General features: G+C 70.4%; 9 protein-coding genes and 1 tRNA gene. 1 reads left to right on the top strand and 9 read right to left on the bottom strand.

All coding sequences use genetic code 11. The features are described 5' to 3' along the window. Positions 1–115 precede the first annotated feature (115 nt). The 4 genes from AC6JA9_RS01710 to AC6JA9_RS01695 all read right to left on the bottom strand — a co-directional run bounded on the left by AC6JA9_RS01710 (position 116) and on the right by AC6JA9_RS01695 (position 4,979). Positions 116–697: a thioredoxin family protein gene (locus AC6JA9_RS01710; protein WP_223751842.1), complete on the bottom strand. Its 582-nt coding sequence runs from the start codon at positions 695–697 to the stop codon at positions 116–118. Between the two features lie 55 nt (positions 698–752). Continuing rightward, positions 753–3,056 carry a protein-disulfide reductase DsbD family protein gene (locus AC6JA9_RS01705; protein ID WP_497958990.1) on the bottom strand — a complete coding sequence of 768 codons (2,304 nt, stop codon included), beginning with the start codon at positions 3,054–3,056 and terminating at the stop codon, positions 753–755. A gap of 183 nt (positions 3,057–3,239) precedes the next feature. Continuing rightward, entirely contained in the window at positions 3,240–4,493 is a 1,254-nt protein-coding gene (locus tag AC6JA9_RS01700; protein WP_497958989.1) for a vWA domain-containing protein, read from the bottom strand. A 321-nt stretch (positions 4,494–4,814) separates the two neighbouring features. Beyond that, complete coding sequence (locus tag AC6JA9_RS01695) at positions 4,815–4,979, bottom strand: hypothetical protein (protein ID WP_170300443.1); 165 nt, start codon at positions 4,977–4,979, stop codon at positions 4,815–4,817. Between the two features lie 574 nt (positions 4,980–5,553). On the opposite strand from AC6JA9_RS01695, the gene AC6JA9_RS01690 reads away from it, so the two are divergent. Further along, positions 5,554–7,764, top strand: coding sequence for a (Fe-S)-binding protein (locus AC6JA9_RS01690; protein WP_473570946.1), 2,211 nt, complete (start codon positions 5,554–5,556; stop codon positions 7,762–7,764). A gap of 84 nt (positions 7,765–7,848) precedes the next feature. Here AC6JA9_RS01690 and AC6JA9_RS01685 read toward each other — a convergent pair whose 3' ends face one another. The 5 genes from AC6JA9_RS01685 to AC6JA9_RS01665 form a co-directional block, all read right to left on the bottom strand. Further along, positions 7,849–8,403 (bottom strand): DUF2378 family protein, encoded by a 555-nt coding sequence (locus AC6JA9_RS01685; RefSeq protein WP_497958988.1) that lies wholly within the window; start codon positions 8,401–8,403, stop codon positions 7,849–7,851. 145 nt (positions 8,404–8,548) lie between these two features. After that, complete coding sequence (locus AC6JA9_RS01680; RefSeq protein ID WP_223782154.1) at positions 8,549–9,007, bottom strand: ankyrin repeat domain-containing protein; 459 nt, start codon at positions 9,005–9,007, stop codon at positions 8,549–8,551. Positions 9,008–9,071: 64 nt separating this feature from the next. Then, positions 9,072–10,049, bottom strand: coding sequence for a TolB family protein (locus tag AC6JA9_RS01675; RefSeq protein ID WP_223751847.1), 978 nt, complete (start codon positions 10,047–10,049; stop codon positions 9,072–9,074). Between the two features lie 121 nt (positions 10,050–10,170). Next, a complete protein-coding gene (locus AC6JA9_RS01670; protein WP_046710478.1) occupies positions 10,171–10,698 on the bottom strand; it encodes a non-proteolytic archaemetzincin-like protein in 528 nt (175 codons plus the stop codon). Positions 10,699–10,764: 66 nt separating this feature from the next. Continuing rightward, positions 10,765–10,835, bottom strand: a tRNA-Gln gene (locus AC6JA9_RS01665). Positions 10,836–10,988 lie beyond the last annotated feature (153 nt).

Raw genomic sequence — 10,988 nt, 5'->3', positions numbered from 1 at the left:
GGAAGAGACGCGCGAGTCCGCTTGCAGGGGACATCGACGGCATGGCCCAGAAAAAACGAAGGTCCTCCTCCCGCGAAGGGAAGAGGACCCTGGGGACCACAGGTGGCCAGCGTCTTCAGCTCTTGTACTTCACCGAGCAGCCGTAGGGCGTGGTGGTGGCCGCGGGCACGGGCTTGCCATTGAGCACCGCGTCCACGGCGGTCTGCACGTGGTTGACCTTCTTGTCGTTCTTGCCGCGCGGGTCATCATCGATGGCGCCCGCGTAGCGGACCACGCCCTCGGTGTCGATGATGTACATGTGCGGCGTTGTCTTGGCGCCGTACGCCTTGCCCGTGGCGCCGCTCGCGTCCTGGAGCACCGGGTAGGCGAAGCCCTCCGTCTTCTTCCAGGCCGCGGACTTCTCCGGCGTGTTGTGCGCCGTGGAGTCCACCGCCAGCCACACGACCTTCTGGGCGTCGAAGCCCTTGAGCGTCTTGGTCATCGTGTCCGCCTCGTAGTGGCGCTTCACGAAGGGGCACTCGGGGTTGGTCCACTCCAGCACCACCACCTTGCCCTTGTACTTCGACAGCGAGTGCTCCTTGCCGGCCTCGTCCTTCAGCGTGAAGGCGGGAGCGGGCTTGCCGACCTCGGCATCCGCGAGGGCGGGCATGCCCACGAACAGCGAGCCGAGCGCGAGCGCGGTGAAGACCTGCTTCATGGCGTTCCTCCAGGTTGGGGACTGCATCACATGACTGCGGATGACTTCGGATGCCTCAAGGCCGCGGGAGCTGCGCGGCGCACAACACCTTCGAGCCGTCCGGACGCGGCGAGCACGCCGACGCGCGCTTCACCGAGTCCACCACCGAGTCCACCGTGAGCAGCTCCGGCAGCACCTCCGGCTTGTCCGGCGCGCTCGGGCTCAGCACCAGGTACATGGGGACACCGGCGCGCCCATGGTCCGCCAGCCGCGCCGTGATTCGCGCGTCGCGCCGCGTCCAGTCCGCCACGAAGAAGGCCACCTGGTGCTCGGTGAACGCGGCGCGGACCTCCTCGCGCGACAGCACCGTGCGCTCGTTGAACTTGCAGGTGAGACACCAGTCCGCGGTGAAGTCGATGAACACCGGCTGCCCCGCCGCCAGTGCGGAGGCCACCGCCTCATCGCTCCACGGCTGCGCCATCGCCACGGTGGAGGACGCCTTCGCCGCCGGAGCCGCCGCCTCGTCGAAGCGCAGCGCCGCCACGCCCGAGCCCACCAGCACCACCGCCGCGATGCCCAGCGACGCCCAGCGCTTGCCGCCCTCCTGCAGCTGCGACTGGCCATACACCCACGTGCCCAGGCCCACCGCCACGAGGAACGCGAGCAGCCGCGCCATGCCGTCCACACCAGCCAGCCCGCCCATCACCCACACCAGCCACACCGTGGTGCCCAGCAGCGCGAAGCCCAGCACCTGCTTGAAGCGCTCCATCCACGCGCCCGGCTTCGGCAGCTTCTGCGCGAGCCCCGGCACCAGCACCAGCAGGCAGAACGGCAGCGCGAGCCCCAGGCCCAGCGCGGTGAACACCGCGAGCACCGTCAGCGGCCCCGCCGCGAAGGCGAAGCCCACCGCCGTGCCCAGCAGCGGCGCCGAGCAGGGCGTGGCCAGCACCACCGCGAGCACACCCTCGCCCGCGCTGTGCATCAGCCCGTGGCTCCGGTCCACCTTGCCCGCGAGCGCCGTGCCGTCCAGGCCCACGTTGAAGACTCCGAAGAGGTTGAGCGCGAACGCCACCAGCACCGCGCTCACCGCCGCGACGAAGAGCGGCTCCTGGAACTGGAAGCCCCAGCCCACGCCCGCGCCGCCCGCGCGCACCGCCAGCACCGCGCCCGCGAGCACCAGCATGCTGGCGATGATTCCGCCCGCGTACGCCGCCGCGTGCGCGCCCACCCGGCCCTGCTCCTGGCGCACCATGCGCGTGAAGCCGTAGGCCTTGAGCGCCAGCACCGGGAACACACACGGCATCAGGTTGAGCAGCGCGCCGCCGAGGAACGCGAACAACAGCGCCATGCCCAGCCCCATGGACGCCTCCTGGGGCGCGGCCGGCGCGGCGCTCGTCACCGGCTTCACCGCCGCGAGCGAGTCCTTGATGGAGGGCGCCTTCGCCACCGCCGTCGGCGCGGAGCCCGGCGCCGCCGCCACGAAGGGCGCCAGGGCCAGGTCCACCTCGAGCGCCTGATAGCCCGTGGCCTTCGTCCCCAGCCGCAGCACGCCCTTGAGGCGCGGCTCGACCTCGGGCGCGTCCGGCTCCGCCTTGCCCTTCAACGCATAGCGGCCCGGGGCCGTCTGCGTGAGGGTGACCTTGTCCACGCCGGGGTTGCGCTCGGGGACGAAGAAGTCCTTCTCCGTCGCGGCTACGCCAGCGCCGCCCGTCAGCGTGACGGTGCCGGTGAACTCCTTGCCCGCGGTGAGCTCCTTCGCGTCCAGCGCGAGCACCGCGCTGTGCCCCGTGTCCTTCGTCGGGCGGGGGACCTGCGCCTTCGCCGCGTCGAACGTGGGCGCGGCCTCGGTGTCCGCCACCGTCGCGGGCCCCACCGGGATGGAGCGCGTGAGCATCAGGTCCGCGGGGATGCAGTGCACCTCGCACACCAGCGCGTTCACCGCGGCCGACAGGTTGAGCGAGCCGGTGGCCTGCTCGGAGGCGCGCGCCTGCGCGAACAGGAGCACCTCCCCCTCGTAGCCGTGCGTGGTGATGAAGCCGTCGGGGGTACGGAAGGTGCTCGGGAACGGCCACTGGAGCGCGCCCACGGTGGAGCCGGGCGTGTCCCACGCGATGTCCGTCTCCAGACCGGAGTCGCCCGGGTTCTTCCAGTAGACATGCCAGCCCGGGTCCAGCCGGAAGCGCACGCCCACGCGGAAGGTGTCGCCCGGCTTCACCTGGGTGGAGTCCACCAGCAGCGCCGCCTCGATGCGCGGGTCGCCCTCGTCGGGCGCGCCCGTGGCCACCGCGGACGGAGGCAGCGCCGCGTGCGCCACCGCCGCCGTCAGCCACAGACCGATACCGCCCACCAGGGCGAACCTCTTGGACACCGAGTGCTTCATGCGCCTCCCGTTAACCCAGCCGAGACGGGCCCGCCAGCATCGGCGCGGGGACCACGTCCGTGCCAGAACCTCCCAGGCGGGCGGACATTCCCCGCGCCCGGCTGTGGTCCAGGGAGGTAACGAGGCACACATTCCAGCGCCAACACGGGGGCGGCCCACCCGGGAGGGGCAGGCGGCCGAGCCTCAATCCTCCGACTTCCAGGGCGCCAGGGCGGGCAGGGGCAGCGCCGGACCGATGCGGCTCAGGGTGATGCGGGACGCCTCCGAGTGCGCGCGGCGCATCACCAGCGCCTGGGGCTGGGCCGCGCGACGCTCGACGATGCGGCGCAGGTCCGCCAGCCGCTCCAGGTGGCGCTGCGGGGGCACCTCGGGCGCGCCCAGCCGCGCGAGCTTGTAGAGGGCCAGGTCCGCGGACTCCAGCGCCTGCTCCGCGGCGGACTGCTGCTTGCGTCCCAGCGACTTCCAGGCGGCGGCCTCGGCGGCGACCAGCTCCAGCTCCGCGGACACCGCGCGCACGAAGCGGCCCGGGTCGCTGTCGGTATCCACGCGCGTGACGGACACGGGCCCCCGGCGCGTGTCGCTGCCCTCCACGAAGGACGTCGTCACACCCAGGCTCCAGTCGGTGGACACCGGACGTCCCGCGAAGAGCACGCGGCGCGGGAAGGACTGGGACACCGCGCCCAAGGACGCGCTCATCGCGTCCCCCTCCACCCGCGCGGGATAGCGGTGCCGGCAGCGCAGCTCCAGGAAGCCCGAGGGCAGCACGTACACGCGCGCGTCCGAGCCCACCTCGCCGAACAGCTCCGCGGACAACGAGCCCACCGCGTCGGGCAGGCCCTCCGGGTCGTCCACGTGCACGAAGCCCGTGCCGGACGGACTGGTGAGCGCCTCCAGGATGTCGGGCAGGTAGTGGCGCCCCAGGCCCAGCGCGTGGAGGACGACGCCGGACTCGACGACGCGGGCGCCCAGCGTCTTGAACTCGGCGAGGTTCGACACGCCGACGGACGGCTCACCGTCGGTGAGCATCAGCACCTGGGGCCGCGCGCCGGGGACGAGCACGCGGCGCACGGCGTCCGCGCCCCGCTCCACGGCCTCGTGCAGCGCGGTGCCCTCGCCGGACTCCAGGCGGGAGAGCGCCTTGAGCAGCGCCGCCTTCGCGGGCGCGTCCATCGCGCGCACGGGCAGCACCTGCTCCGGCTCCGCGTCGAAGGTGAGCAGGCCCAGGTAGTCACGGGGGCTGGCGCGCTCCACCAGCGCCTGCGCCGCCTGCACCGCCGCGAGCAGGGGGATGCCGCGCATGGAGGCGCTGCGATCCAACACCAGGTTCACCGCCACGGGGGCGCGAGGCGCGTCGACGTCCGCCTCCAGCGTGACGAGCAGCAGCACTTCCCGGCCGTGCTCCGCGTCCCGCTCCACTGCCAAGGCCGTCTGCTTCATCCGCGCTCCCGTGCGAGCCCACGACCCGTCCCGCCCGCGAACCGTCCCAGGCAGACGGCGCCCGCCAAGGCCGGAAGTCTCATGGACCTTCAGGGGGCGCCTCGCGGGGGTGAGGCCAGCCCGTCGAGGATGTCGGCAGTCACACCCCGGACGCAAGAGGGGCCGTCCGCACCCCACGCGGAGCACGACACACGCCGTCGCGATTCGAGTCTTGTCCGGGAAATCCCACCGGCCCGGGAGCCACCAGCAAGGGGCCACCGCGCGAGCCGACCGACGTCTCAGCAATGCCCCCGCGCGTCCACGAGCCGCGGGGGCCGCGTGTCACTCCGCCGCGTTCCAGCCACCCCACGACTCCTCGGCGTAGCCCCACCTGCGGCCACCTGCGGAGCCATCCACGGGCGTCACGCTCTCGCACTCGCCATCTTCCGCGAGGTCCACATACGGCAGCCCCTCATCGTCCATGTACGTGGTGTCATCGTGAACCATGTCCGGCTCCTCCACGGGCGCTCCGCTCGACGAGGGTGAACGGCCTTCCGGCTCGCCTCCCCACGGACGCCCTCTTTTCGGTCCTCGTGGGCCCGCCCCATGCGGTACCCGGCTACGACTCGTTGACCGATTTACTAACCATGGTGACCATGTCGCTTCGCGTTGTAAAGCCCTTGGGACGTCAAAGTTTCGGGCCCTGCCTCGCTCCGCTGCTCCCCTGCCTGCCCTCCAGCCACGAACCCAACAAATCCAGCGGGTTGGGGCAAAATCCGGTGGCGGACAGTCTAGGGAGCCATCGTACAAGGTAGGGCCGACCCTGGCCGGATGGAAGCACACACCTGTCAACACTCGGCCGTTTTCAAGCGGGTGAGCGCTGAGTGCGGGTGTTGGTAAATCGGTGTAGCGAGCCAGCTTGCTCGCCCAGGGCACCGCGCCGTGCTTCAGTCCCGGACACGGCGCCCGCTCGATGCTTGATTCGAGAATCACCCCTGTTAGGGTTGACGGGCACTCAAGTTTTGCCGCATCGCGGCAACGGGCCTACCGCAACATCCCCTGAGAGGTCCCCCGAGTCCCAATGAGCCCCATCATCACCGGCCTTTTGCTCGCCATTGCCATCCCCATCTTCGTGATGACCATGTCCGGTCGCGTGGGCGTGCTGCTCGCGATGAAGAAGGAGGGGCGGCTCGACAACATCCCGTTGCGCATCAAGCGGCTCGTGTTCTTCGGACTCGGGCAGCGGCGCATGGTGGACCCGGAGGAGTTCACGCCCGGGTTGATGCACGTGCTCATCTTCGCGGCGTTCCTGGTGCTGCAGGTGCGCACCCTGATGATGTTCGCGATGGGCTTCTCCACGGGCGCGCTGGAGCTGTTCACCGACTTGAGCCACCCGTTCTGGCTGGAGAACGCCGGGCTGGGGATGCTCTACCGCGTCTACCTGCTGGTGAAGGACGTGGTGGCGGCGCTCGCGCTGGTGGGCTGCGGCTACTACGTGTGGACGCGCTGGAAGGTGAAGCCGGACCGCATGTCCCAGTCCTGGGAGGCGTACCTCATCCTGGGCTTCATCTCCGGGCTGATGGTGTCCGAGTTCCTGTTCGGCGGCAGCCACATGGTGGCCGCGAACGCCGCGGCGCAGGTGCCGGTGGGCGCCACGCAGGTGCCCGCGGCCCCGTCCGCGCTGGTGTGGTGGGAGCCGTTCACCAGCCTGACGGGCCTCTTGATGATGCCGCTGGGCGCCACCGCGGCGCACGTGCTGGGCGTGGCGGGGTTCTGGATCCACCTGGTCATCGTCCTGGCGTTCCTGAACTTCCTGCCCATCGGCAAGCACTTCCACATCATCACCGGCCTGCCCAACGTCTTCTTCCAGCGCACGCACTCCACCGGGAAGCTGTCCACGCCCAACCTCGAGAAGGAGGAGTTCGGCGCGGCGACGGTGACGGACCTGACGTGGAAGCAGGGCCTGGACCTGTACTCCTGCACCGAGTGCGGCCGCTGCCAGACGCACTGCCCCACGTACATCACGGGCAAGCCGCTCACGCACAAGGCCGTCAACCAGGACCTGAAGCACTGGCTCTGGGACCACGAGCAGTGGGTGGAGGAGGGCTACGGCCCCAACCACGTGAAGGAGGCCCTGCCGGAGATCGTCGGCAGCGCGCTCAAGTCGGAGACGGTGTGGGCCTGTACCAGCTGCGGCTGGTGCGAGCAGGCGTGTCCGGTCTTCATCGAGAACGTGCCGCGCCTCATCGACATGCGCCGCTACCAGGTGCAGGTGAAGGCGGACTTCCCGCCCGAAATCCAGCGCGTGTTCGAGGGCATCGAGCGCCAGGGCAACCCCTGGGGCCTGGGCCAGGACCGGCGCGACGAGTGGGCCGAGGATTTGGCGCTGCCCACGTGGGGTGACGACGGCGGCCCGTACGAGTACCTGTTCTTCGTGGGCTGCGCGGGCAGCTACGATGACAAGCAGAAGAAGGTCAGCCGCTCGCTGGTCAAAATCATGCGGGAGGCGGGCGTGAGCTTCGCCACGCTGTCCAAGCAGGAGATGTGCAACGGCGACTCCGCGCGCCGCATGGGCAACGAGTACCTGTACCAGACGATGGCGAAGACGAACGTCGAGTCGTGGAACTCGATGGGCGTCAAGGCGGTCATCACCCAGTGCCCGCACTGCTTCAACACCATCAAGAACGAGTACCCGGAGTTCGGCGGCGAGTACCGCGTCATCAACCACACGGAGCTCATCAACGAGCTGTTGCGTGAGAAGCGCATCAAGCTCTCCGCGGTGATGAACACGAAGCTCACCTACCACGACCCCTGCTACCTGGGCCGGCACAACGGCGTGTACGACGCGCCCCGCGAAGTGCTCAAGGCCATCCCCGGCCTGGAAGTGGTGGAGATGCAGCGCAGCAAGCGCGAGGGCTTCTGCTGCGGCGCCGGTGGCGGCCGCATGTGGATGGAGGAGCACATCGGCACGCGCATCAACCACAACCGGTTGAACGAGGCGGCGCTGACGCTTAAGCACGCGGAGGACCCCACGACGCCGTTCCCGGACGCCGCGGACAAGAAGAAGCCCGGCCAGGTGGGTGACTACAAGGAGAAGGGCGGCACGGGCATCGTCGCCGTCGCGTGTCCCTTCTGCTCCACCATGCTCGGCGACGCGGTCAACGACACCGGCCGCGAGGAGAACATCAAGGTCAAGGACATCACCGAGCTGGTCGCCGACGCCATGGAGACGCGCGGTGGCCCGGCCGGCGGTGTCACCCCTGGCGCCACGCTGAGCGCCAAGCCGGAGTAGCGCCGCAACCGCTTCGAGCGAGGGCCCGGAGGCTTCCTTCAAGGAGCCCCGGGCCTTCGTCGTTTCAAGCGCCCCACGGACGGCTCAGGGCTCCCACTCCAGCAGGTACGTGCAGGAGGGGCCCTCGCGGTGGAGGATGGCGACGCGGGGACCTCGCGCGCCGGAGAGCGTGAGCACCGACTCCAGCACGCCCGCGTAGTAGGTGGGCCGCTCGTTGATGTCGCTGAGCCACAGCTCCACGCGCCCCGGTGCGCTCGCCTTCACCTGGGACGTCACGTAGTTGTCCGCGCCGCGAAAGCCGCGGTTGAGCTGGAACAGCACGAACTGGGGCCCCAGCGCGCGCACCCCCACGCCGAGCATCCGCCCCAACACCGTGCCCAGCAGCCCCTGCATCACGGTGTGGCCCAGCTGGCGCCACGCCTCGCCCTCCGGGAGGTCCGGCCACACATCCGCGAGCACGATGCGCTGCCAGCGCAGCCACTGCGACAGCGGATAGGTGGGCAGCAGGGGCTTGGACAGGTCCAGGCCCGCCTCGCGCAGCGCCTCCCAGCCGGCGGCGGAGAGGCGGTCCTTCAGCGCAATCTGGAACAGTCCGTGGACCGTCCCGCCCTGGACGAGCTTCGGTTCAGGGGTCTCCATGTGGCCGCTCCATAGAGGACCCGACGCGCGGGGTCTCGCTTCACACTTCCAGACCACCGTATGTCCCGCGGGCGGGGTCGGTGACAGCGTCCGGGCGCGCGTGGCCTCTGGTGAACGGCGCGACTGTCGCCGCGCCGACGCGCGCTCAGGGCTTGCGTTGCTTTTGCGAACGCAGCGCCCGCTCCAGCCGCGCGGTGGGGCCGTCATCGCCCAGCTTGCCGGCCACGTACGCGCTGGCCGACGCGAGCTTGTGACGAAACCCCTCGGGTTGGGTGGGCGCCGTGGTGCCCGTCCGCCCGGTGGCCAGGTGCGCGCGGGCCATGTCCTGGTCGGCCTGGGAGCCGGAGTCCCACAGCAGGCGGACGCTGTCCGTGTTGCCGTAGGTGGCGGCCAGCACGAGGGCCGTCTCGCCCAGGGCGTTGGTGAGGATGGGGTCCCCGCCCGCCTCCAGCAGCAGCGCCACCAGCTCCGAGTGGCCCTCGCGCGCCGCGACCATCAGCGGCGTGAGCCCCTCGTCATCGAAGGGGTTGGGGTCGGCGCCCGCGGCGAGCTGGGCGCTCAGGGACCTGCTGTCGTTGGCGAGCACGGCGTCGAAGAGGGACATCTGGAAGCCTCCGTGCTCGCGAGCATCGCGCCTTTGGGGGCGCGGATGCCACCCGCCCTGGGGACTACAGGGGGCCGTACGAGGGCTCGGCGGCGCTGGGCACCGCGAGCGTGACGGAGTTGGACGGCGCCGCGGCCACCGTGGCGCGGTAGATGCCCGGGTCGCTGCCCGCCGAGTCGGCGAAGAGGAAGCCCACCTGGCTTACGCCCGTCCACATGGGCCACGTCTCCTGGGCGCTCGCGCCGCCGTAGCTCGTCACGCGCCGCAGCGCGCCCAGCCGCCCGTTCGACAGCGACGTCACGTAGGTGCGCACGCTGCCCGAGCCCCCGCGTCCATCCAGCGCCACCTGCGTGCCGTCCGGCGACACCACGACGCGGTTGGCCACCGCGACGACGTCCCCCAGGGACGAGGTGTAGATGATGGAGCCGCCCGTCAGCGGCACGTACGCCACCTGGTTGAGCTGCTGCAGGCCGCTGCCCGCGGGCGCCACCAGCGCACTGCCGTTGGGCACGAACGACGGCGCCCCGTAGGCGATGGTGGTGTTGGGGGTGAGCTCCTGGAAGCCGCTGCCGTCGGTGTTCACCCGGCCCAGCGACGTCAGCGAGCTGTTGCCCGGGGAGAAGACGAAGACGACGCTGCGGCCGTCCGGGCTGAAGGTGGGCGTGCGGAAGTTGGAGCAGCCGCGCGCGCACGCCGGGTCGTTGGCGCCGAACAGCGTGGCCACCGTGCCGCCCGTGGTGGGCACCGTCTGCAGGGCGGTGGCGCCGTTGGTGGCGCGCGTCACGAAGACGACGCTGCGGCCATCCCGCGACACGGAGGGCCAGTACGCCCCGCCCGCGCTCGTCAGCCGCTGCGGACTGTTGGGGTCCCCCGCGTCATCCACCACGTAGACGTTGCGGTCGTCCTCCCGCACGAAGGCGAAGCCCCGGCGGAAGTCGACGTCGCCGATGCCACCACCGCCACCCGCGTCGTCGAGCGCCTCGCACCCGCCCAACAACCCCACCGCCAACACGCCCCCGACGAAAACCCGCATGCCCGTCATCACAGTCGTCGCTCCACGTCAGCCGGCCCGGTCCCGCAGCCCCGCACTACAGGGCGCACGGGGTCGGACGTCAACGCATCCGACGGCATTCACGGGCAGGCGGGCGCAGGGCGCCGCGCTCTCACCGGTTGAGCTTGTTGAGCTCGTTGCGACACTGGTTGCAGAGCGACAGCTGCTTGCGGTCGCAGTCCTGCGGCGTCTGCGCGAAGAACATCACGCACCGGGGGTCCTCACAGTAGGACAGCCCGAGCAGGTGACCAGCCTGGTGGATGGCCTCCACCTGGATGCGCCGTCGCAGGTGCTCCCCGTCCGCGCCCTGGCGCAGCCGGAACACGCTCACCACCGCCGTGCGCGACTCCCGGTCCGCCTCACCGAAGACGAACGGCGAGTCCGGCACGAACAGGTCCACGTCCGTCACCCCCAGCACCAGCTGCTGCCCCGGCTCCATCATCGGCGTGAGCCGCTTCATGATGGCGTTGCAGTGGTACTGCGACCGGTCCTTGTTGAAGGCGTAGGCGGGCGTGGTCAGGACGACCTTCGACACCACCGAGGCGGTCCCCATCTGGGTCGCCAACGGGTCCTGGAGGTCTTTCAACAGGGAAGCGGTCTGGCTTCCCACGGAGACCAGCAGGAGTGTCTTCTGCGGCATCGGGCCACCGTCCTTCATGCACGCGGACGGACGCGCTGGCTACCGCGTCCCCCCGGAGCGGATTGACTGGGGCGCAAGGATTCGAACCTTGATACTCAGAGTCAAAGTCTGATGTCCTGCCATTAGACGACGCCCCAGCAGGTTCGCACGTGTACTTCTGGCGGCCGATTCTACGGCATCTGGACGGCCTCGGGAACCCACTCTGACGTCAGGTTCGACGCGGAGGTGGATCAACCCCGGAAAGAGCCGTCCTCGGACGCCGAATTCCACCTGGAGTGAATACATCGCTC

It is taken from the genome of Myxococcus sp. MH1 (assembly GCF_059738865.1).
The sequence above is the reverse complement of the archived record's forward strand: the minus strand, read 5'-3'. Positions and strand labels throughout refer to the sequence as shown.

Excerpts from the sequence above, each read along its gene's own strand:
- AC6JA9_RS01670 (WP_046710478.1), bottom strand. The coding sequence starts at position 10,698 with ATGCCGCAGAAGACACTCCTGCTGGTCTCCGTGGGAAGCCAGACCGCT.
- AC6JA9_RS01700 (WP_497958989.1), bottom strand. The coding sequence starts at position 4,493 with ATGAAGCAGACGGCCTTGGCAGTGGAGCGGGACGCGGAGCACGGCCGG.
- AC6JA9_RS01695 (WP_170300443.1), bottom strand. The coding sequence starts at position 4,979 with ATGGTTCACGATGACACCACGTACATGGACGATGAGGGGCTGCCGTAT.
- AC6JA9_RS01690 (WP_473570946.1), top strand. The coding sequence starts at position 5,554 with ATGAGCCCCATCATCACCGGCCTTTTGCTCGCCATTGCCATCCCCATC.
- AC6JA9_RS01685 (WP_497958988.1), bottom strand. The coding sequence starts at position 8,403 with ATGGAGACCCCTGAACCGAAGCTCGTCCAGGGCGGGACGGTCCACGGA.
- AC6JA9_RS01710 (WP_223751842.1), bottom strand. The coding sequence starts at position 697 with ATGAAGCAGGTCTTCACCGCGCTCGCGCTCGGCTCGCTGTTCGTGGGC.
- AC6JA9_RS01680 (WP_223782154.1), bottom strand. The coding sequence starts at position 9,007 with ATGTCCCTCTTCGACGCCGTGCTCGCCAACGACAGCAGGTCCCTGAGC.
- AC6JA9_RS01705 (WP_497958990.1), bottom strand. The coding sequence starts at position 3,056 with ATGAAGCACTCGGTGTCCAAGAGGTTCGCCCTGGTGGGCGGTATCGGT.
- AC6JA9_RS01675 (WP_223751847.1), bottom strand. The coding sequence starts at position 10,049 with ATGACGGGCATGCGGGTTTTCGTCGGGGGCGTGTTGGCGGTGGGGTTG.